Origin of the sequence: Pseudomonas fragi, assembly GCF_002269505.1 — a bacterium.
Lineage (GTDB): Bacteria > Pseudomonadota > Gammaproteobacteria > Pseudomonadales > Pseudomonadaceae > Aquipseudomonas > Aquipseudomonas fragi_D.
The window spans coordinates 55,165-74,527 of sequence record NZ_NQKQ01000013.1 but is presented as its reverse complement, the minus strand read 5'-3'; the positions used below and the strand labels follow the sequence as shown (position 1 = coordinate 74,527).

Below are 19,363 nucleotides of genomic sequence, written 5' to 3'. Positions count from 1 at the left end.
GGTGAAGCTGGCCGTGACCCATGGGTCACATTCACCTTCAAGGATGGTTATCTACAAAAACGACTGCCGGCTGAACAGGCTGTGTCTTTAGAGATAACAATCACCGCGCAGCTTAACGAGTGAGCTGCACGGCCTGCTTACGGTGCGGCGACATATTCGGTCATCGGGACGCAACAGCAGGCGTGACCTATGAACAACCCTAGCATCGAGGAGCGAAAAACCTTCATAAAAGCGCCTTGGTTTCCAAAGTCAGTATCAGAAATGACTGACCATTTGCCCTGATGTTCCATTCAAACCTGCACAAATCGGTTCAGGCTGGCAAAATTGGCCTCTGATCGACCTACCCGCGCCAAGAGCGCCAGGAATTACCCATGCAAATGACCACCGACCACCTGCTCGCCAACCCGTGCGACGACGAAGAAGACAACATGGCGATGCTGTGTTGCCACACCAATACGGGCGAAATGTTCCTGATGACCCGCTACCCGGACGAAGACGAGCTGGAAATCACCCTTGAGGACGAGCCTTCGACCCTGGACGGGGTAAAAGTCACCCTGAGCCCTACCCGCCTGCTGATCGAAATCGCCGCAGGTGATACTGATGTGCTCAAGGGCGATGACCATCTGGAAATCCTGCACAGCACCGCCGCCGCAGACCTGGCTGAAGTTGAACTGACCCTGCAGAACATCCTCAAGGGCACTGGTACCTATATCAGCGAGCTGAATTAATCCTCCATGAGGAAGGGAATCTAGCAGGGCACATTGTGGGAGCGAGCCTGCTCGCGATGCAGGCAATGCGATCTGTCTGGCCCGGCGCACTGATACCATCGCGAGCAGGCTCGCTCCCACAGTCATGCACTTCCACTGGAGCTCACCACCATGCGCCCGATCTTCGATGCCCACTGCCATATCATCGACAGCGCTTACCCGCTGATTCCCAACAACGGCTATGTGCCGGGGTTTTTCAGTGCCGATGATTACCTGGCCCGGGCCACACCCCAGGGTATCGTCGGCGGCGCGGTGGTATCGGGCTCCTTCCAGGGTTATGACCAAAGCTACCTGATTGATGCCTTGCAGCGTCTGGGGCCGGGGTTTGTCGGGGTGACCCAGCTGCCGGCCAGCGTCACCGATGACGAACTGGCAACCCTGCATAGCCACGGTGTGCGGGCCCTGCGCTTTAACCTCAAGCGCGGAGGTTGCGAGCAACTTGACCAGCTCGAATCACTGGCCATGCGCGTGCATGAGCAAGTGGGCTGGCATTCGGAGTTGTATATCGACTCTCGGGAGCTGGCGGGGCTTGAAGAGCGGTTACGGCGCTTGCCGGCGCTGAGCATCGATCATTTGGGCCTGAGCCACGACGGCCTGCCCAGCCTGCTGCGCCTGGCAGAGCACGGTGTACGGATCAAGGCCTGTGGCTTTGGCCGGGTTGATTTCGCTGTAGCGCCGGTGCTGCAACAGGTTCACGGCATCAACCCCGATGCCCTGATGTTTGGCACAGACCTGCCCTCAACCCGGGCGCCACGGCCTTTTGCGGCCAGCGACATCACCTTGCTGATGGACGCCCTGGGTGAGGACGGCGCGCACAGAGCCTTATGGCAGAACGCCCGCACGTTCTACGGTCTGTAATTGCAACATTCCCCTCTTTTTTATCCGCCATACCCCACGCAGATGAGCAGCATTCTCAACAACCCTGCGCATTTCAGTTTTTTCCATAAAAAGCCCAACCGCCATTAGTCCGCAAGGCCTCCAATGGATTAAAGTAACGCCCCCAACCCCGGCGTAATTTTTGCGCCGCCGGTGTCCTTTTCAGGAACAGTCATCGATGGAACATCGTGAAGCGCTGCTTGCGCTGCGAACCTTTCTTTCAACCCAGATCCTCGGTCAGGAAAAGTTGATCGACCGCCTGCTGATCGCGCTGCTTGCCGACGGCCACATGCTGGTCGAAGGCGCACCCGGCCTGGCCAAGACCAAGGCTATCAAGGAACTGGCAGAAGGCATCGAAGCGCAGTTCCATCGCATCCAGTTCACCCCCGACCTGCTGCCCGCCGATATCACCGGCACCGAGATCTATCGCCCCGAAACCGGCAGTTTCGTGTTTCAACAAGGGCCGATCTTCCATAACCTGGTGCTGGCCGATGAAATCAACCGCGCTCCGGCCAAGGTGCAATCGGCGCTGCTCGAAGCCATGGCCGAACGCCAGGTCAGTGTCGGGCGAAGTACCTATGAGCTGTCGCCGCTGTTTCTGGTGATGGCCACGCAAAACCCCATCGAGCAGGAGGGCACCTACCCGCTGCCCGAGGCCCAGCTCGACCGTTTTCTGATGCACGTCAAAATCGGCTTCCCGGACGCCGCCGTCGAACGCCGCATCCTCCAGCAGGCCCGCGGCGAGGCGCTCAACGGCGAGACCAAGCCCGAACGCCGGGTCAGCCAGCAAGCCATCTTCGCCGCGCGCAAGGAAATCCTCGGCCTGTATATGGCTGATGCCGTAGAGGAATACCTGGTGCAGTTGGTGATGGCCACCCGCACCCCGGGCAAATTCGATCCGGAAATGGCCGAGTGGATCGCCTATGGCGCCAGCCCCCGCGGCTCGATTGCCCTGGACCGCTGCGCACGGGCCCACGCCTGGCTGGCCGGGCGCGACTTTGTCAGCCCCGAAGATATCCAGGCCGTGCTGTTCGACGTGCTGCGCCATCGCATCATCCTGTCCTTTGAAGCCGAGGCTGCCGGAATCGACCAGGACCGCGTGGTCCAGCGTATCCTCGACGTCGTGGCCGTTGCCTGACCGATGAACACCCCCCTGCCCGCCGAACCCGGCATCCGCGTCACCCTTGCGCAACTGATCGAGATGCGCCACCGGGTGCGCGAGGTGCAGCTGTTCTCCTCGCCCAGCCAGCGCAGCCCGCTGGTGGGCTTGCATCACTCGAAACTGCGCGGGCGCGGGGTCGATTTCGATCAGGTGCGGGTCTATCAGGCTGGTGACGATGTGCGCACCATCGATTGGCGTGTCACCGCCCGCACCCAGGAACCTCACACCAAGATGTTTCATGAGGAGCGCGAGCGGCCGATCTTTATCCTCGCTGAACAAAGCCGGCGGCTGTTTTTCGGCTCGGGGCAGATGTTCAAATCAGTGCTCGCCGCCCAGGCCGCGAGCCTGATCGGCTGGGCTGCGCTGGGCCATAACGATCGCGTCGGCGGGCTGGTGTTTGGCGACCATGAACACTATGAAATCAAACCACGGCGCAGCAAGCAGAGCCTGTTGCAGTTGCTTAACCGTCTGGTGCGGGTCAACCAGTCGCTGCACACCGAGGTACAATCGGACCGCGATGCCCTGGGCATGGCCCTGATCCGCGCCCGCGAAGTGCTGCGCCCCGGCAGCCTGGTGATCGTGATCTGCGATGAGCGCGGCCTCACCGACGCCGCTGAACAGCAATTGAGCCTGTTGTCGCGCCACTGCGACCTGATGTTGCTGCCGCTGTCCGACCCGCTGGATCACGCCCTGCCCGCTGCCGGGCTGCTGCGCTTTGCCGAGGGCGGTGCGCAGCTGGAACTGGATACGCTCAATTATGATTTGCGTCAGGCCTACCGCGCCCAGGGCGAAGCCCGCATCGCCCGCTGGGAACTGCTGGCGCAAAAGCTGCGGGTATTGCTGATGCCGCTCAGCACCCAAAGTGAAATGGTCGAACAACTGCGTGAATACCTCAACGCCAAACGCCCCGGCAAAGCCTCATGAAACAACTTGAGCAACTGCAACCTTTGATCACACCGCCCGAACTCGGTATCTGGCCGCCGGCACCGGGCTGGTGGCTGCTGCTGATTGTGCTGCCCGCGCTGGGTTGGGGCCTGTGGTGGCTGCGCCGCTACCTGCCCGCCACACGCCAGCCGGCCCGCGTCGAGCAACCCCTCGACCCGGTGCGCCTGGCCGCCCTTGAAGAGCTGGCACGTTTTCCCAAACCCTACGACGGCGCACCGGCCGGCGCCTGGTTGCAGCAGCTCAACGGCCTGCTCAAGCGCCTGTGCCGCAACCACTACCCCTACAGCCAGAGCCACACCCTCAATGGTCGCAAGTGGCTGGCGTTTCTCGACAACCGCTGCCCGGCTGCCGGTTTGACCCGCTGGATGGTGCTGGTTGAAGGCGCCTATAAACCCGAGTGCAAGCTCGACGACAAAGCCATTGCCGGGCTCAATCAAGCGGTTGAAACCTGGATTCGCAAACATGTTTGAATTTGCCTGGCCGTGGATCTTCGTCCTGCTGCCCCTGCCCTGGTTGATGCGCCTGGTGCTGCCGCCTGCCGACAGCGGCGAGGCGGCGCTACAGGTCAGTTTCTTGAGTGACCTTGAGCAACTGACCCGACGCAAAGCCCGCGCCAACCTGCCCTCCTGGCGCCAGCAAATCCCTCATATCGTGCTCTGGTTGCTGTTACTGACCGCCGCTGCCCGCCCGCAATGGCTGGGTGAGCCGTTGCCGATTGCTGCCAGCGGCCGTGATTTGCTGGTGGCGGTGGATGTCTCGGGCTCGATGGATTACCCCGACATGCAATGGCAGGGTGAAGACGTAACCCGCCTGGACCTGGTAAAAAACCTGCTCGGCGAGTTCCTGGAAAACCGTGAAGGCGACCGCGTCGGCCTGATCCTGTTCGGCAGCCAGGCTTACCTGCAAGCGCCGCTGACCTTTGACCGTCACACCGTGCACACCTGGCTCGACGAAGCACGCATCGGCATCGCCGGTAAAAATACCGCTATCGGCGATGCCATTGGCCTGGCCCTCAAGCGCCTGCGCCAACGCCCGGCACAAAGCCGGGTGCTGATCCTGATTACCGATGGTGCCAACAACGGCGGGCAGATCGACCCGCTGACAGCGGCACGCCTAGCGGCCGAAGAGGGGGTCAAAATCTACCCCATCGGCATCGGCGCCGACCCCGACGACAGCAGCAAGGGCATGTTCACCATCAACCCCGGGGTCGACCTTGATGAACCGGCGCTCGAAGAAATCGCCAAAGTCACCGGTGGCCGCTACTTCCGTGCCCGCAACGGTGGTGAACTGGCAGCCATCAAGGACACCCTCGACCAGTTGGAACCCGTGGCCCAGCAACCGACCCAGGCGCGCCCGGCCCAGGCACTCTACAGCTGGCCGCTGGCCGTGGCCCTGTTGCTCAGCGTGCTGCTGGTGATCCGCGAACTGTGGCCCAACAACCCGCTGCAACGCTGGCTGAGCAAGAAGCATTTTCTGCAGCAACACCCTGACTGGCGTGCGCGCCTCACGCGCCTGCGTTTGCGGAGGCGCCGATGAGCTCGCTCTGGCCGCACTGGTTGCGCCCCGAATGGCTGCTAATCCTGCCGCTGCTCGGCTGGTTGCTGTGGCAGCGCTGGCACCGGGAAAAACGCGCCGGTCGCTGGCAGAAAATCCTGCCGCCCGCTTTTCATCGGGTGCTGCTCAGCGGCGGCACCGGCCGCAGCAGCAAGCTGCCATGGATCGCCCTGGGCCTGGGCTGGCTGCTCGCCATGCTGGCCCTGCTCGGGCCCAGCTGGCAACGCGTCGAGCAGCCCTCGCAAAAACCCGAAGACCCCCTGGTAGTGATGCTCGAACTGACCCCCGAAATGCTCGCCACCGACAGTTCGCCCAACCGCCTGGAGCAGGCGCGGCGCAAGATCTACGACCTGCTGCAAAACCGTAACGACGCGCAATCCGCCGTGATCATCTACGCGGGCAGTGCCCATACCCTGGTGCCGCTGTCCGATGACATGGCCACCAGCCGCAACCTGCTCGAAGCCCTCAAGCCGTCGATCATGCCTCAGCCGGGGCATCGCGCCGACCTGGCGATTGGCAAGGCCCTTGAACTGCTGGATCAAAGCGCACTGGGCCAGGGTCGCTTGCTGTTGATCACCTCATCACTCAGCGAACAGGAACGCAACGGCATCCGCCAGGCCTTGAGCGGCCATGCTCCGCAACTGTTGATCCTGGGTATTGGCAGTCGCGAAGGCGCGCCGGTGGTGGACGAAAGTGGCCAATTCCTCAAGGACGATCAGGGCGCCATTCTCCTGCCACGCCTGGACAGCCCCAGCCTGCGGGCCTTTGCCCTGGATGTGGACGGGCGCTATCGCCAGGCGCGTCTGGATGACAATGACCTGCGCGGTCTGGGCCTGCTCGACGGCCCGCGCAACCTGCGCAATGACGGCCAGACCCTGCAACTGGATACCTGGGCCGACCAGGGTTATTGGCTGTTGCTGCCCCTTCTGCTGCTGGTGGCCTGCGCAGGCCGGCGCGGTTGGCTGTTCTGCCTGCCCCTGCTGTTTATGCTGCAACCGCAGCCGGCGCAGGCCATGAGCTTTACCGACCTGTGGCTGCGCCCCGACCAACAGGGCCTGCGCCTGTTGCAGCAAAACAAGCCGCTGCTGGCTGTGGAGCATTTCAGCGACCCGCTCTGGCAGGGCGTGGCTCTGTACCGGGCTGGCGACTATGCTGGCGCCGCCCGACGTTTTGCCGAAGTCAACAGCGCCAGCGCGCACTATAATCGCGGCAATGCCCTGGCCATGAACGGTGAGCTGGAAGCGGCCATCGATGCCTGGGAACAGGCGCTGGAACTGCAACCCGAGCTGGAGGCCGCCGCGCAGAACAAAGCCCTGGTCGAGCAACTGCTTGAGCAGCAGCGCGCCGCAGCTGCCGCCGAAGCCGAAACCGAACAGCCCCCCGAGCCGCCTGCGCCAGCCGAGTCTGAAACCCCGCTGAGCAGCAGCGCCCAGGGTGCCTCCAGCAGCACACTGCACAATGAAGACAACAGCTCGGCCACTAACCCCAGCACCGAGCCGGCGCCGCACGAGCAGCTCGACCCCGACGCTGCCCCGCGCGCCGACGGCGAACCTGGCGACGAACCCACCACCCGTGCGCCCGCACCGACCGCCGACCAGACCGCAGAAGAACAGCGCCAGGCACTTGAACAATGGCTCAGACAGATCCCCGACAACCCCAGCGAATTGTTGCGCCGCAAATTCTGGTACGAACAGCAGCTCCATCAGGACACGCCCAAATGAACCGCCTCTGCGCTTTGCTTCTTCTGCTGTGTTGCTGGACCTTGCCTGCACACGCCATGGGACTGGTCGCCAGCATTGACCGCGACCAGCTCAACTCCGGTGAAACCGTCGAGCTGACCCTGGAGTCCGACGACGTCACCCAGTTTGGCAAGCCCGACCTGACCCCGCTGGACGGCCTGTTCGAAGTACGCGGTACCCGCCAGGTCAACCAGCTCAACAGCCTAAGCGACGACAACAAGGGCACCACCCGCTGGATGATCACCCTGCAACCCAAGCAGACCGGCACGGTGATCATCCCGGCGCTGCAAGTCGGTGACTACCACAGCCAGCCGATCACCCTCACCGTCACCCAGAGCGCGGCCAGCGAAAACGAACTGGCCCCGGTATTTATCGAAGCCAGCCTCGACCAGCCCAGCGTCTATGTGCAGGCCCAGGCGCTGCTGACCGTGCGCGTTTACCATTCGGTGGCGCTGTACGATGACAGCAGCCTGACCGCCCTGCACCTCGACGACGCCATTGTCGAGCAACTGGGCGAGTCGCGTACCTATGAAAAATTGATCAATGGCGTGCGCCACGGTGTGATCGAACGCCGCTACGGTATCTATCCGCAGCGCAGCGGCGAGCTGGTCATCCCGGCCCAGACCTTCAGTGCCACCCAGGTCGACAGCCAGCAAGCCACGGCCCCTGCCCCGCTGGGGCCAAAGCCCGGCAAGATGGTGCACGTGACCTCGGCCGAAATCCCGCTGAACGTGCTGCCCAAGCCCGACATCTGGCCTGCCAATGCCCCCTGGTTACCAGCGCGCAGCCTGAGCATGAGTGAAACCTGGAACCCCGAGCCTGACCATGCGCTGGTCGGTGACTCGCTGACCCGCACCCTCACCCTCAAGGCCGAAGGCCTGTCCAGCGCCCAACTGCCGCCCCTGCCCGCCACCGACGTCAACGGCCTGCGGCGCTACCCCGACCTGGCGCAACTGAGCAACCAGATCACCGAAAACGGCCTGATCGGCAGCCGCGAAGAGCGCGAAGCACTGGTTCCGACCCGGGTTGGCCAGATTGAACTGCCCGCCGTCGAAGTGGTGTGGTGGAACACCCATGAAGATCATCTGGAGCGCACTTACCTGCCCGCCCGTACCCTGCTCGCAGCGGCCAACCCCACTCTGGCTGTGGACACACCGGTCAGTGGCACCACAACAGCGCAGAACGAAGCGCCCTCGCTCTGGATCTGGCAGCTCAGCACCCTGTTTCTGGCACTCACCACCCTGGCCAGTCTGGGTCTGTGGTGGCGTGCCCGCTGGCAACCGGCAATCCTGCGCGCTGCGCAAACCGGCCCAAGCCCGCGCACCCTGCTGGACGACCTGAAGCGCGCGTGCCTGGCCAACGACCCCCAGGCCACCCGCCAGGCCCTGGATGCCTGGGCGCGGCAGCAACCCGAGACCCTGGCCGATATGGCGGCACGCTTTGTGTTGCTGTCCGATGCCCTGGACGGCCTCAACGGCGCGCTCTACAGCGAAACCGGCCAGCACTGGCAAGGCGATGAGCTGTGGAAGGCCATCCGCAGCATTCCTGCCGCCGAACGCGAGCAACAAGACGCCAGCGAGCCGAGCAGCCTGCCACCGCTGTACCCCAAATAATTTCAGGGCAACCCGTGTACCGCTTGAGCGAGCGGGTTGCCTGCCCCTTTGAAAACGGATTCTGTTATGCGCCTGTTTCACACCTCCGACTGGCACCTGGGGCAAAACCTCCACGGCCAGGACCGCGACTTTGAACACGCCTGTTTTCTGTCCTGGCTACTGGCCCGGCTGGCGGAGCACACACCCGACGTGTTGCTGATAGCCGGGGACATCTTCGACACCGTCAACCCGCCGGTCAAAGCCCAGGAACGGCTCTACGACTTTATCGTCAGTGCCCATGAGCAACAGCCCAAGCTGACCATTGTGATGATTGCCGGCAACCACGACTCCGGCTCGCGCATCGAACTGCCTGCGCCCCTGATGCGCCGCTTGCGTACCCATGCCCTGGGCCGGGTGCTGTGGCTCGACGACGGCCAGCTCGACGCCGAGCGCCTGCTGATCCCCTTGCCCGATGCCAAGGGCAAGACGGTAGCCTGGTGCCTGGCGCTGCCCTTTTTGCGCCCCGCCGAAGTCACCGGCGCACACCTGGGGGACGACTACCTGCGCGGTATCGGCCAGGTCCATGAAAGACTGATCGAGGCCGCCAATGCCAAGCGCAAGAAGGGCCAGGCGCTGATTGCCATCAGCCACGCGCACATGGCCGGGGGGTCGGTCTCCGAAGATTCCGAGCGCAGCCTGATCATCGGCAATGCCGAAGCCCTGCCCGCCAGCCTGTTCGGCCACGATATCAGCTATGTGGCCCTGGGCCATTTGCACAAACCGCAGCGGGTCAACAGCGAAGAGCGCATCCGCTACTGCGGCTCGCCAATCCCCTTGTCCTTCTCGGAAATCGGCTACCAGCACCAGATTCTCGACGTCACCCTCAAAGGCGAAACCCTGGTCAGCGTTGAGCCGATATTGATCCCCCGGGCAGTCAACCTGCAACGGATCGGCCCGCTGCCACTGGCTGACATCCTCGCCCAACTGGCGGACCTGGCGGATATCGACCTGCTCGCCGATACCCAGCGCCAGCCCTGGCTGGAAGTACGGGTCACACTCGACGAACCGCAGCCCGATTTGCGCCAACAGATTGAAACGGCGCTGCAGGGCAAGTCCGTTCGGCTGGTGCGTATCGCCGCCGAATATGCCGGAAGCGGCAGCCGTCACGGTGACGACGACTCGGGGCTGATCGAGCTCGACCAGTTAACGCCGCTGGAGCTGTTCAGCCGCGCCTGGCAGGAAAACTACGGCAGTGAGGCCGACGAACAAACCCTCAAGGACTTTGCCGTGCTGCTGCAAGAAGTTCAGCTGGAAGGTGAACAACCATGAAAATCCTCGCCATCCGCCTGAAAAACCTCGCCTCGCTGGCCGGTCCCTTTGAGCTCGACTTCACCGCCGAGCCCCTGGCCAGTGCCGGTCTGTTTGCCATCACCGGCCCCACTGGCGCCGGTAAAAGCACCCTGCTCGATGCCCTGTGCCTGGCCCTGTTTGGCGCCGTGCCCCGACTGAACAACACCGGACGCGATGCCAAGGTACCGGACGCCGACGGTGAAATCGCCACCGGCGACCCACGCACCCTGCTGCGCCGCGGTACCGGTGAAGGCTATGCCGAAGTGGACTTTGTCGGCATTGACGGGCGCCGCTACCGTGCCCGCTGGGAAGCCAATCGCGCCCGCGAAAAAGCCACCGGCAAGTTGCAGGCCAGCCGCCAAAGCCTGCGCGACCTTGACAGTGACCAACTGCTGGCCAGCCAGAAAGGCGATTACAAAGTCCAGCTGGAAGCGCGCCTGGGGCTCAACTTCGAGCAATTCACCCGCGCCGTGATGCTGGCCCAAAGCGAATTCAGCGCCTTTCTCAAGGCCGATGACAACGAACGCAGCGAGCTGCTGGAAAAGCTCACCGACACGGCCCTCTACACCCGCCTGGGCAAGCGTGCCTTCGACAAGGCCAAAGAGGCCAAGGATGCGCACAAGCTTCTGCTCGACCAGGCCGTCGGCGTTACCCCGCTTGAGCCCGAGGCCCGCGCCGAACTGGATCAGCGCTTCGAGCAAGCCCAGCAGCAGTTGAAGAATCAGCAAGGCCAGCTCAAGCAACTTGAACAGCAGCACAGCTGGCTCAAAACCCTGAGCGAGCTGCAAGAACAACGACAGAGTGCAGCCGACCAGCTGCAACAGGCGCAAGCCCTGTGGGACAGTCAGGCCGACCAGCGCCAGACCCTGCATCTGCTGGAGCAACTGGCGCCGCAACGCCATCAGTTTGCCCGGCTGGCCGAGCTGGAGGGGCAACTGAGCCCGCTGGCCGAGCAAATCAGCGCCCAACTGCACCAACAGACCGAGTTGGGCCAACGCAAGGCCCGTCTGGAGGCAGACGTTCAAAACGCCCTTCAGGCGGCATCCCTGGCGCAGGAGCAACAACGGGAGGCTGCGCCGCGAGTGCAGCAAGCTCATCTGGAACAGGCCAACCTTGACCGCCTGACCCGGACGCTGAGCAGCCAGCAGACCCTCCAGCAACAGGCCGAGCAGGCCTGCAACGCCGGACAACAGGCGCTGGATGCCCTGCTTGAGCGTCAGCAACAAGGCACCGAACGCCTGGCACAGATTGCCACCCAGCTTGAACGCAGCAGCGAACTGGCACCACTGGCCAACGCCTGGGACGCCTACCGCCCGCGCCTGCAAAAACTGGTTCTGCTCAGCAACAGCCTGACCAAGGGTCGCGAAGAACTGCCAGGCCTGGAGCTGCGCGCCCAAGAAGCGGCGCAGCAACTGAGCGAACTGCGCAACAGCCTGGAAATCCTGTTTCAGGAAGCCGCTGCAGAGCCCCATGCGGTCAACGAACAAATCCACACCCTGGGCAGCCTGCTCAAGGACAACCGCCAGCAACAGCGTGCCTTTGAAGAGCTGCAACGCCTGAGCAACAGCCAGCACGCACTCGATGTCCGCCTGCAAGAGCTGCAGATCAGACAACACAGCGTACAACAGGAACGCGACCGCCTGAGCCAGCAAGGCATCAAGGCCAAGGCCGACCTTGAAATGGCCGAGCAAACCCTGCAGGTGACCCGCCAACTGCTTGAGCGTCAACGCCTGGCCCGCAGTGCCAGCGTCGAAGAACTGCGCGGGCAGTTACAGGATGACCAGCCCTGCCCGGTGTGTGGCAGCGCCGAGCACCCGTACCACCAGCCCGAAGCATTGCTGCAAAGCCTTGGCCGCCACGATGAAGCGGAAGAAACCAGCGCCTGCGCCGTGGTTGACGGGCTCAAGGAAACTCTTGCCCAACTGCGTGAAAAAGTCGGCGGGCTGATTGCCCAGCAGAAAGAGTTTCTGCAACAACAAGAGCGCATTCATCAGGAGCAACAAGCCCTCGCGCCCGATCTTGAAGCCCACCCGCTCTACGAACAGTGGCTGGCCCAGGAGCCGGGCAAACGCGAGCAATGGCTGAGCCTGCGCCTCGAACAACTGCACCACAGCATCACCCAGGACGAACAGCGCCAGAACGTGCTGCTGGCCTTGCAAAAAGAGGCCGCGCATTTACAGCAGCAAGTGCAGCGCTGCACCCAGGCCAGCCAGCTCGCCGCACAACAACTGGCCGAGCAGCACTTGCATCTGAATGCCGACAGCCGCCGCCTTGAAGAAGAGCTGAGCGAGTTTGCCAGTCTGCTGACTCCGGCCACTCTTGATGCGCTGCGCGAAAATCCGTCAGCCTGCTTTATGACCCTCGACCGCCAGGTGGCGGATCGACTGGCTCAACTCGATCAACAGCGCGACGAACAGGCCGAGCAAGCCGAGCGCGCCAGCAGCATTGAGCGCGAACAGTATCTGCAGGCCAATCGCCGCAAGGCACTGGACGATCTGCAAGCCAGCGTCCATGAGCTGGGCGTGCAGCAACAGGCCAGCCAGCACAGCCTCAAGGCATTGCTCGGCGACCACGCCAGCGCCGGGCAATGGCAGCAGACGCTGGAGCAGGCGGTTGAACAGGCCCGTGCGGCCCAGACCCAGGCCGAGCAGGCCCTGCAAGCCACCGCCAACCAGTTGCTGCAACTGACGGCCGAGCTCAAGGCCGGGCAAGAGCGCCAGCAAGCCTTGCAACAGGAACATGCCCAACTCGGCACGTTGCTGGGGCAATGGCGCGCCCAACACTCAGAGCTTGACGACAGTCGCCTGCAGCAATTGTTGGCCTACGACGACAGTCAGGTGCGCGAACTGCGCCAGCAACTGCAACACAGTGAAAAAGCCATCGAGCAAACCCGCGTCTTGCTGCAAGAGCGCGAACAGCGTCTGGCCCTGCATCAGGCGCAAGCCAACGGCAACCTTGACGCCGAAGCGCTCAACAACGCTCTGGTGGAACTGCACGCGCAGCTGGCCGCCAGCGAGCAGCAATGTGCCGAACTGCGCGCCCGACAAAGCGAAGACCAACGCCGCCAGCAAGCCAACCAGGCACTGGCACAGCGCATCGCCCAGGCTTATGACGAATGGCAGCGCTGGGCCCGGCTCAGTGAACTGATCGGTTCGGGCAGTGGCGATAAATTCCGCAAAATCGCCCAGGCCTACAACCTCGACTTGCTGGTGCATCACGCCAACGCGCAATTGCGCCAACTGGTGCGCCGCTATCGCCTCAAACGGGGCGGCAGCATGCTCGGGCTGTTGGTGATGGACACCGAAATGGGTGACGAACTGCGCTCGGTGCATTCATTGTCCGGCGGTGAGACCTTCCTGGTATCGCTGGCCCTGGCACTGGGGCTGGCATCGATGGCTTCCAGCACGCTGAAAATCGAATCGCTGTTTATCGACGAAGGTTTTGGCAGCCTCGACCCGGAATCGCTGCAACTGGCGATGGATGCCCTCGACGGCTTGCAGGCCCAGGGCCGCAAAGTGGGCGTCATCTCCCATGTACAGGAAATGCACGAGCGTATTCCGGTACAAATTCAGGTGCGCCGCCAGGGCAATGGCCTGAGCACCGTGGAGGTGAAATGAACCGGCACGTGCTCTATTCGTTCCGCCGCTGCCCCTATGCCATGCGTGCACGCATGGCCCTGGGCTACAGCGGTGTGCCGTTGTCGATTGTCGAAGTCAGCCTCAAGGCCAAGCCGGCCGAAATGCTCGCGGCCTCTCCCAAGGGCACAGTGCCGGTGCTGGTTTGTGCCGATGGCCGGGTGATCGAGCAAAGCCTGGAGATCATGCAGTGGGCGCTGGGCCAACATGACCCGGACAACTGGTTGCAAGCGGATCACATGGAGCTGATCGAAGCGAATGACAGCATCTTCAAGGTGCTGCTGGATCGCTACAAATACGCCATTCGCTATCCGGAACATTCGATGGAGCATTATCGGGCCCAGGGTGTCGAGTTTTTGCAAGGGCTTGAGCAGCAGCTTGAACGCCACCCCTACCTCAGCGGTCCGGGGTTGAGCCTGGCCGATGTGGCCCTGGCGCCCTTTGTGCGCCAGTTTGCCCATGTTGATCGGGAGTGGTTTGCGCAAGCGCCGTTGCCGCACTTGAATGCCTGGCTGGAGCGGTTTCTGGCTTCCGACCTGTTTACTTCGGTGATGGCCAAAAGCCCCTCACCCCAACCCTCTCCCGGAGGGAGAGGGAGCTGATTTTCAGTGATCTTGAAGTCGAGTGCGGTCACTCACATCTCCCGGAGGCAGAGTGAGTTGATTTTCAATGGTCTTGAAGCCGCGTGCGGTCAGTCCCCTCTCCCTCCGGGAAAGGGCTAGGGTGAGGGGCTTTTGGTTCAGCCTCAGCCCTCCTTGCCCCGCATCATGCTCTGCAACACCCCGTCGCGCCTCACCCAGCCATGAAACAGCGCCGCCGCCAGATGCGCCAGCACGGTAAAAAACAACAAGTAAGCCAGATAGGTATGCGCCTTGCGCAAAAACGCAAACACCTCGGGATTGGCCGGCAAAATCCCCGGCAACTGCAATGAACTGCCGAGCATCACCGGATCCCCCGCCGCCGAAATCATCGCCCAGCCCACCAGCGGCAATATGAACATCAAGGCATACAGCAGTACATGCGACAACTTGGCCGCCAGCACCTGAACCCCAGGCAAGTCAGCAGGCAGCGGCGGCTGGCGAGTAGTCAAGCGCACAAACAAGCGCACCAGCACCAGCAGCAAAATGGCGATACCCAACGGTTTATGCAGGTTGAGCAACCACTCGTGCCGTGCAGACACCGAAGCAGCCATACCCGCGCCAATAAACAGCATGGCAATAATCATCAACGCCATCAGCCAGTGCAGCAGACGCGCCAACGGGGAGAAATGCGAAGTGGCTGCGCTCATGGTTGCGGCTCCTTGGGTAGCTGATCGACTTCACCGGTACGGCGCACATAGGAACTGGCATAGGCTGCTGAGCGTGCCGCCAGCAAGGGGTCATCCGAGCCCTCTATGCCACTGGGCAAAATCAGCGGATCGTAATTGATATCGCGGCACTCGCCGTCGTTCTGCGCCTGGGCCTTTACCAGTACCAGGGTGCCTGCATCCACCACCTTGCGCCCCTCAGGCCAGGCCTTGCTGGCATCAGAGGTCGGGTCACCCGCCTCGGCCAATGTCAGGTTGAACTGCCATTTCAAAGGCCCCGCCGCCAAGCGTTTATCCAGATCCTGCTCCAGATAATCGGCAGCGTCGGGCGCCGCAGCACCCGCCGCGTCCTGCCCCAAAGGCACCACCCCCCAGCGCACCGCCTGCCGCTGCCCGGCTGCGTTGACCAGATAAAACGCATTGATCCCGTTGTAGCGCTCGGTGGCATAGCTGGCAGAAGGTTTGGCGGTCTTGACCCACTGCAAAAAGGCCGCCGTTTCCGGGTGCGCGGCAAAAAAGGCCGGCATGGCACCGGGCGCAGGCTTGCCCGTGGCCGCTTCCGGCGCACCGGCTTGCAGCATCTGATAGAACGCTTCAGGTGTGCCCACCGGGAACACCGGCATGCTGTTCATTCCCGTGCGCCACTGCTGACCATTGGCCTGGGTGAAGCGCAGGGCAAAACTGCGAATCGGCACGCTGCTGTCGGGGGCATAGGGGTTGCCACTGGGCAAAGCAAAACGCCCGACTACCGGCGTACGTTCGGTACCGAACACCTGCGCGGAAGACAACGCCTGCGCAGCACCACTGCCCTGAAAATAACCCGCTACGCACAGACCCTTGGCATGGTTACGCCGGTAACCCGGATGCACGCCGTTGTTGTGCTCCAGTGCATTGACCAGCTTACCGGGGCTCAAGCGCTGGGGGTCCAGCGTGCCGTTGACGTAGTAAAACCCACCGAGGATAACTGCCACCACCCCCCCGATGCCCGCCAGGCGCAGCAGTACACTGGCAGGGCTCAACGGGGGTGTTGCGGGCCGCACAGGCGGCAATTGATCGACCATATAAAACTCCGGGGCCACAGGACCGTCAGGTGGATGGCCTATAGGACGCAGACCACACAGGCTTATTCCCCCGGTGTACGATAATTTTTTTTTCGACAACACAGGGAATAAGGCATGATCCTGAACGTCTTGCCTGCACCCACCCAGTCATAATTGGCAGACCATGACCTCATTCGATGAGCAACTGCGTGAACTGATCCCGCGTCTGCGCCGTTTTGCGCTATCGCTGACCCGTCATGCCAGCAATGCCGACGATCTGGTGCAAACCTGCCTGGAGCGGGCCCTTGGCAGCGTTGCCGACAAGCGCCCCGAAGGGGACTTGCGTGCCTGGCTGTTTACCATCCTGTATCGCCAGTTTGTCGATCAACATCGGCGTTCGCGCCGTTATGCACGCATGCTCGATTTTTTTACCGGACGCGATGACGCTCACCCCTCAACCGAACGCACAGTGCTTGCCCAGGCAACCCTCGATGCTTTCGAACAACTGAGCACCGAACAACGCGCCTTGCTGCTCTGGGTATCGGTTGAAGGTTTGAGCTACAAGGAAGTCGCCGGGATCCTCGACGTGCCAATCGGTACCGTCATGTCGCGCCTTTCAAGAGCGCGCAGCGCGCTGCGCCAACTCAGTGAGGGCGAAATCATCCGCCCTGCCCTGCGGAGACTCAAATGATCACCACCCCGCCCAGTGAGCACGATCTGCATGCTTATATCGATCATGCCCTCAGCGCTGCAGAGCGCCATGACGTTGAGCGCTACCTGCAAGCCAACCCTGAAGTCGCCGCCCGGGTGCAAGCCTGGCAGCGCGATGCCCAGGCGTTACGCACGGCACTGCAAGCCAGCCTGCAGCAACCCGCCAACCCGGCCCTCGACCCCGCCGCGATTCGCCAGCACCAGCGCCGCCAATCACGGCGTCACTGGGCCAGTGCAGCGGCCGTGCTGATCGCGCTCGGCCTGGGTGGTGCAGGCGGCTGGCAGGCCAGGCAAATGACCCAGGCCAGCAGCACCTTGCCCATGAGCGACGCATTGGCGGCCCATCGCATGTTTGCCGAACAGGGGTTTCTGCCCGCCGACTATAAAGTGCAGACAGGCAGCGAGATGCAAGGCTGGGTTGATCGTTATTTCAGCCGCGCCGAACGCTTGCCGGATTTGACGGGGGCAGGCTTCAAACCGGTCAGCAGTCGCCTGCTGACCACCGACCAGGGCGGTGCGGCGATGGTGTTATACCAGGACCGGCAAGGGCGCCAGATCAGCTTTTATATCCGCCCGCCGGGCCCGCACAACAGCCTGCTGCCCCGGGGTAGCCGACAGGACGGGGAACTGCAGGCCCAATACTGGTCCGGCCCTGGCTACAACTACGCCATGGTCGGCCCGACCGGGTTACTGGAGACGGTGAGGCTATAACGGCCTGACCCTTAACTTGTAGTCGCTGTCGAGGTACGAGGCTGCGATCGAGGGCGAAGCCGTCCTAGGTTCGGTCAATGGGTTGTTTCAGAAACAACCCGATAATCGGATTTACGAGGACTGCGTCCTCGATCGCAGCCTCGTACCTCGACAGCGACTACAAGCCTTTTGAGGTTTCTCAACCCCGGGTTTTATGATCCAGGGCCGCATAGAAATTGGCGCTTTGCTGCAGGTATTTCTGGGTGTAAGCCGTGGATTTTTTGTCGCTGAGCACCGTCGCGGCACTGGCAGGCAGGGCCACGGTGGCGGAGATGGCGGAAGCCGCAATAACGGAGAAAAGATTGAAGTTCATGGCACTAACCCTCGACGATTCAGTTGGCTTGCTTGCCTTTTCAGGCCGTGAAACCAACTTAACGCCAAGGGTCTTCGTGCAGAAATTCATTGCAGCACTAGCGTCTATCAGTGCGATTGATACAAGGCTGCACGCCCATGATTACGGGCGGTTGATAAACTTCACATCAGACGGCGCATCCATCGCCAGGGTTTGTACGGTCTTGCCCAGCTTGCCGGTTGCAGGGTCACGCTCCAGCACCACGATGGCATTGCTCATCTGGTTAGCAATCAGCAAAAACTTGCCGTTGGGGCTCAGGGCAAACTCGCGCGGATGATCGCCATCCACCGGGCGACGCTGGATTTCAGTCAGTTGGCCATTGTCCGGGTTAATCGCAAACACCAGGATTTCATTGGCCTTGCCGCGGTTGCTGACGTACAGGAACTTGCCGTCCTGTGACGCATGCAAGGCACCGGCCGCACGGTTCTGCGCCGGCATGCCCTTGGCCAGTTCCAGCGCCTGGCGCTGCTTGAGGCGACCATTGTCATAGTCGAACACAAACACCTGGGCGCTCATTTCAGTGGTCAGGTAAGCGTGCTTGCCGTCCCTGGAAAACAACAGGTGACGTGGCCCGCTGCCTGGCGGCAACTCGATAAATGCCGGGTCAGCTGCCACCAGCGGGTGTTCCGGGTTGGCGGCCGGGTCGTAGCGGTAGACAAACACTTTGTCCGCACCCAGATCACTGGCGTAGACGAACTTGCCATCGGGCGAGGACACCACCGAATGCACATGGGCCGACATCTGCCGCTCAGGGTTGACCAGGCTGGCCGGGTGGCTGCTCATCTGCGTCACGGCCTGCAACTGACCTTCGGCATTGATCGGCAATACCGCCAGGCTGCCGCCAGGGTCAGCGTGAACGCCGTAGTTGGCAACAAACAGGTATCGTTCGTCTGCGCTCAAGCTGGAATGAGTCGGCTCTTCACCCAGGGTCTTGACCTGGTTGATCAGGGTCAGCTCATTGGTTTTCGGGTCGATGGCCACGCTACTGGCGCGCCCGACAACATCGGCCTGGCCCTGGCCGTTTTCATTGACCACGAACAATCGGGTCTGGTCTTTGGACAGGGTCAGCCACGACGGGTTGGCGGCCTTGAACACTTGCAGCGGCTGCGGGGTGATATGCCCCTTGGCGCTGTCAAATTGCAGACGGTAGATACCCTGGCTTTTGCCCTGGGTGTAGGAGCCCACCAGCAGTTCGACTTCATCGCGCGACTCGGCCTGGGCCGACATCGCACCCACACTTAAAGCCATCAGCATCGGCAGGGTTTTAAACTTCATCTTCGACCTCGGCTTCATCGTCGTCGTTGTTTGCGCTCAGGGCGCTGAGGCAAACCAGGCGATGCTCGCCCGAGTCACCGGTGAGGGTCCAGCTTTGCAAACCCTGATCAAATACCGCCGCGTCGATCTGCGCCGCGGTGAAGTGCCAGCGTTTTTCCGCGCGCCCGTCCATGCACTTGATGAGCAACTGCACATCGTCCAGAGAAAAATCCCAGGCATGCAGCCCGTCAATCACCAGCATGTCGCTGGTTGCAAGGGCTGTGCGCAAGGTCTGGTTTGAATCGCTCATTAATCAATCACCTGTTGGAA

The 19,363-nt window shown here is 62.2% G+C and carries 18 protein-coding genes; 13 read left to right on the top strand and 5 right to left on the bottom strand.

Annotated elements, in window-relative coordinates; translation table 11 throughout:
• The first annotated feature begins 371 nt into the window (after positions 1 to 371).
• The 11 genes from CJU81_RS13485 (at position 372) to CJU81_RS13435 (ending at position 14,222) form a co-directional block, all read left to right on the top strand.
• Positions 372 to 728: a hypothetical protein gene (locus CJU81_RS13485; RefSeq protein WP_095037035.1), complete on the top strand. Its 357-nt coding sequence runs from the start codon at positions 372 to 374 to the stop codon at positions 726 to 728.
• Positions 729 to 878: 150 nt separating this feature from the next.
• On the top strand, positions 879 to 1,625 hold the full coding sequence (locus CJU81_RS13480) for an amidohydrolase family protein (protein WP_095037034.1): 747 nt from the start codon (positions 879 to 881) through the stop codon (positions 1,623 to 1,625).
• Between the two features lie 196 nt (positions 1,626 to 1,821).
• On the top strand, positions 1,822 to 2,781 hold the full coding sequence (locus CJU81_RS13475) for an AAA family ATPase (protein WP_016780594.1): 960 nt from the start codon (positions 1,822 to 1,824) through the stop codon (positions 2,779 to 2,781).
• Between the two features lie 3 nt (positions 2,782 to 2,784).
• Positions 2,785 to 3,729, top strand: coding sequence for a DUF58 domain-containing protein (locus CJU81_RS13470; RefSeq protein ID WP_095037033.1), 945 nt, complete (start codon positions 2,785 to 2,787; stop codon positions 3,727 to 3,729).
• Positions 3,726 to 4,220 (top strand): DUF4381 domain-containing protein, encoded by a 495-nt coding sequence (locus CJU81_RS13465; protein WP_095037032.1) that lies wholly within the window; start codon positions 3,726 to 3,728, stop codon positions 4,218 to 4,220. The genes CJU81_RS13470 and CJU81_RS13465 overlap by 4 nt, the downstream gene beginning before the upstream one ends.
• Positions 4,213 to 5,286 carry a vWA domain-containing protein gene (locus CJU81_RS13460; RefSeq protein WP_095037031.1) on the top strand — a complete coding sequence of 358 codons (1,074 nt, stop codon included), beginning with the start codon at positions 4,213 to 4,215 and terminating at the stop codon, positions 5,284 to 5,286. Before CJU81_RS13465 ends, CJU81_RS13460 begins: the two co-directional genes overlap by 8 nt.
• Positions 5,283 to 7,025, top strand: a complete 1,743-nt coding sequence (locus tag CJU81_RS13455) for a tetratricopeptide repeat protein (protein WP_095037030.1) — start codon at positions 5,283 to 5,285, stop codon at positions 7,023 to 7,025. Before CJU81_RS13460 ends, CJU81_RS13455 begins: the two co-directional genes overlap by 4 nt.
• Positions 7,022 to 8,656, top strand: coding sequence for a BatD family protein (locus tag CJU81_RS13450; RefSeq protein WP_095037029.1), 1,635 nt, complete (start codon positions 7,022 to 7,024; stop codon positions 8,654 to 8,656). Before CJU81_RS13455 ends, CJU81_RS13450 begins: the two co-directional genes overlap by 4 nt.
• A gap of 66 nt (positions 8,657 to 8,722) precedes the next feature.
• Positions 8,723 to 9,964 (top strand): exonuclease SbcCD subunit D C-terminal domain-containing protein, encoded by a 1,242-nt coding sequence (locus CJU81_RS13445; protein ID WP_095037028.1) that lies wholly within the window; start codon positions 8,723 to 8,725, stop codon positions 9,962 to 9,964.
• Positions 9,961 to 13,602 carry an AAA family ATPase gene (locus tag CJU81_RS13440; protein ID WP_095037027.1) on the top strand — a complete coding sequence of 1,214 codons (3,642 nt, stop codon included), beginning with the start codon at positions 9,961 to 9,963 and terminating at the stop codon, positions 13,600 to 13,602. The genes CJU81_RS13445 and CJU81_RS13440 overlap by 4 nt, the downstream gene beginning before the upstream one ends.
• Positions 13,599 to 14,222, top strand: a complete 624-nt coding sequence (locus tag CJU81_RS13435) for a glutathione S-transferase (protein ID WP_095037026.1) — start codon at positions 13,599 to 13,601, stop codon at positions 14,220 to 14,222. Before CJU81_RS13440 ends, CJU81_RS13435 begins: the two co-directional genes overlap by 4 nt.
• A 143-nt stretch (positions 14,223 to 14,365) precedes the next feature.
• Here the strand turns inward: CJU81_RS13435 and CJU81_RS13430 are convergent, their stop codons facing one another.
• Both CJU81_RS13430 and CJU81_RS13425 read right to left on the bottom strand, forming a co-directional pair.
• The gene (locus CJU81_RS13430; protein WP_095037025.1) at positions 14,366 to 14,908 is read right to left on the bottom strand and encodes a cytochrome b; all 543 of its coding nucleotides are present in this window, start codon (positions 14,906 to 14,908) and stop codon (positions 14,366 to 14,368) included.
• Complete coding sequence (locus CJU81_RS13425; RefSeq protein WP_095037024.1) at positions 14,905 to 15,987, bottom strand: catalase family peroxidase; 1,083 nt, start codon at positions 15,985 to 15,987, stop codon at positions 14,905 to 14,907. Before CJU81_RS13425 ends, CJU81_RS13430 begins: the two co-directional genes overlap by 4 nt.
• A 163-nt stretch (positions 15,988 to 16,150) precedes the next feature.
• On the opposite strand from CJU81_RS13425, the gene CJU81_RS13420 reads away from it, so the two are divergent.
• Entirely contained in the window at positions 16,151 to 16,657 is a 507-nt protein-coding gene (locus CJU81_RS13420; RefSeq protein WP_095037023.1) for a sigma-70 family RNA polymerase sigma factor, read from the top strand.
• Positions 16,654 to 17,388, top strand: a complete 735-nt coding sequence (locus tag CJU81_RS13415; protein WP_095037022.1) for an anti-sigma factor family protein — start codon at positions 16,654 to 16,656, stop codon at positions 17,386 to 17,388. The genes CJU81_RS13420 and CJU81_RS13415 overlap by 4 nt, the downstream gene beginning before the upstream one ends.
• Positions 17,389 to 17,566: 178 nt before the next feature.
• Here the strand turns inward: CJU81_RS13415 and CJU81_RS24075 are convergent, their stop codons facing one another.
• The 3 genes from CJU81_RS24075 to CJU81_RS13405 form a co-directional block, all read right to left on the bottom strand.
• Positions 17,567 to 17,740, bottom strand: coding sequence for a hypothetical protein (locus CJU81_RS24075; RefSeq protein WP_176464843.1), 174 nt, complete (start codon positions 17,738 to 17,740; stop codon positions 17,567 to 17,569).
• A gap of 141 nt (positions 17,741 to 17,881) precedes the next feature.
• A complete protein-coding gene (locus tag CJU81_RS13410; protein ID WP_095037021.1) occupies positions 17,882 to 19,054 on the bottom strand; it encodes a lactonase family protein in 1,173 nt (390 codons plus the stop codon).
• Positions 19,044 to 19,343: a DUF5629 family protein gene (locus CJU81_RS13405; protein ID WP_095037020.1), complete on the bottom strand. Its 300-nt coding sequence runs from the start codon at positions 19,341 to 19,343 to the stop codon at positions 19,044 to 19,046. The genes CJU81_RS13410 and CJU81_RS13405 overlap by 11 nt, the downstream gene beginning before the upstream one ends.
• Positions 19,344 to 19,363: the final 20 nt, after the last annotated feature.

Coding starts and splice junctions, on each gene's coding strand:
- CJU81_RS13485 (WP_095037035.1), top strand. CDS start 372: ATGCAAATGACCACCGACCACCTGCTCGCCAACCCGTGCGACGACGAA.
- CJU81_RS13480 (WP_095037034.1), top strand. CDS start 879: ATGCGCCCGATCTTCGATGCCCACTGCCATATCATCGACAGCGCTTAC.
- CJU81_RS13475 (WP_016780594.1), top strand. CDS start 1,822: ATGGAACATCGTGAAGCGCTGCTTGCGCTGCGAACCTTTCTTTCAACC.
- CJU81_RS13470 (WP_095037033.1), top strand. CDS start 2,785: ATGAACACCCCCCTGCCCGCCGAACCCGGCATCCGCGTCACCCTTGCG.
- CJU81_RS13465 (WP_095037032.1), top strand. CDS start 3,726: ATGAAACAACTTGAGCAACTGCAACCTTTGATCACACCGCCCGAACTC.
- CJU81_RS13460 (WP_095037031.1), top strand. CDS start 4,213: ATGTTTGAATTTGCCTGGCCGTGGATCTTCGTCCTGCTGCCCCTGCCC.
- CJU81_RS13455 (WP_095037030.1), top strand. CDS start 5,283: ATGAGCTCGCTCTGGCCGCACTGGTTGCGCCCCGAATGGCTGCTAATC.
- CJU81_RS13450 (WP_095037029.1), top strand. CDS start 7,022: ATGAACCGCCTCTGCGCTTTGCTTCTTCTGCTGTGTTGCTGGACCTTG.
- CJU81_RS13445 (WP_095037028.1), top strand. CDS start 8,723: ATGCGCCTGTTTCACACCTCCGACTGGCACCTGGGGCAAAACCTCCAC.
- CJU81_RS13440 (WP_095037027.1), top strand. CDS start 9,961: ATGAAAATCCTCGCCATCCGCCTGAAAAACCTCGCCTCGCTGGCCGGT.
- CJU81_RS13435 (WP_095037026.1), top strand. CDS start 13,599: ATGAACCGGCACGTGCTCTATTCGTTCCGCCGCTGCCCCTATGCCATG.
- CJU81_RS13430 (WP_095037025.1), bottom strand. CDS start 14,908: ATGAGCGCAGCCACTTCGCATTTCTCCCCGTTGGCGCGTCTGCTGCAC.
- CJU81_RS13425 (WP_095037024.1), bottom strand. CDS start 15,987: ATGGTCGATCAATTGCCGCCTGTGCGGCCCGCAACACCCCCGTTGAGC.
- CJU81_RS13420 (WP_095037023.1), top strand. CDS start 16,151: ATGACCTCATTCGATGAGCAACTGCGTGAACTGATCCCGCGTCTGCGC.
- CJU81_RS13415 (WP_095037022.1), top strand. CDS start 16,654: ATGATCACCACCCCGCCCAGTGAGCACGATCTGCATGCTTATATCGAT.
- CJU81_RS24075 (WP_176464843.1), bottom strand. CDS start 17,740: ATGAACTTCAATCTTTTCTCCGTTATTGCGGCTTCCGCCATCTCCGCC.
- CJU81_RS13410 (WP_095037021.1), bottom strand. CDS start 19,054: ATGAAGTTTAAAACCCTGCCGATGCTGATGGCTTTAAGTGTGGGTGCG.
- CJU81_RS13405 (WP_095037020.1), bottom strand. CDS start 19,343: ATGAGCGATTCAAACCAGACCTTGCGCACAGCCCTTGCAACCAGCGAC.